The organism is Paeniroseomonas aquatica (assembly GCF_030409335.1).
Taxonomy (GTDB): Bacteria; Pseudomonadota; Alphaproteobacteria; order Acetobacterales; family Acetobacteraceae; genus Belnapia; species Belnapia aquatica.
In genome coordinates, this window is the sequence record NZ_JAUFPN010000239.1 from 1 (window position 1) to 899 (window position 899).

The 899-nt window shown below is 80.8% G+C and carries 1 protein-coding gene; it reads left to right on the forward strand.

Annotation, left to right across the window (positions count from 1 at the left end; all coding sequences use genetic code 11):
- The coding region (locus QWZ14_RS29070; RefSeq protein WP_456307276.1) for a hypothetical protein at positions 1 to 763 on the forward strand (763 nt) is incomplete at its 5' end.
- Positions 764 to 899: the final 136 nt, after the last annotated feature.

Consider the following 899-nt stretch of genomic DNA (forward strand, 5'->3'; position numbering starts at 1 on the left):
CGTGCTGCTGCTCCCGGCCCCGCCGCCGGAGGCGCAGGCGGTGGCCGCGCCCCCGGCCGCGCCCCTGGCCGCGCCTATGCCGGACTCCCGGCCCGCGCCGCCCGCCGCCGCGGCGGCAGCGGAGCCCGAGCTGGCGACGGTCGCCGCCGTCGTCGAGGCGCTGCCCTGCAGCCTGCTGCAGGTGAGCCTGCCCGGCCGGGTCCTGGCGGTCACCGGCCTCGCCCGCGGCGCCGAGGCCGAGGCCATGCAGCGCGCCATCGCCGCCTTCGGCGTCCCCGCCGCCGCCCAGTATTTGCAGGTCGAGCGCTTCGCGGGGGATTTCTGCGCCGCGCTCGATGCCATCCGCCCGGTCGCGGCGCTGGCCGGGGAGGCGCCGGGCCTCGGCTTCGCCAGCCCCACCCCGCTGCGCGGCGGCCAGGCCCTGCGCTTCACCGTCGCCCTGCCGCCCTGGGCGGCGCGGCTGCACGTCGCCTACGTCACCGAGGCGGGTGAGGTCGCGCATCCCGTCCAGGCCGGGCCGGCGCATGCCGCCGGCGCCAGCCTCGGCTTCGGCGAGGCCGGCCGCTGGACCGCGGCGCCCCCCTTCGGCACCGACCTGCTGCTCGTCATCGCCTCGGAGCGGCCGCTCTTTGCCCAGCGCCGCCGCGGCGAGCGGCTGGAGGCCTTCACCCCCGCCCTGCAGGCGGCGCTGCGGCAGGCGCAGGCCGGTGGCGGCCGGGTCGCGGTCCGCGCCGCCCTGCTGCAGACGGTCGCCGGACCATGAGGAACCCTGCCATGCCACTGCCCCCGCGCCTCCTCGCCCTGCTGGTCCTGGCCCTGGTGCCGCCCGCATCGGCGCCGGCCCGGGCGGCGGTCTCCTTCGAGGAGGAGGCGCCGGCCGCCCCGGCCCAGCGCGCGGC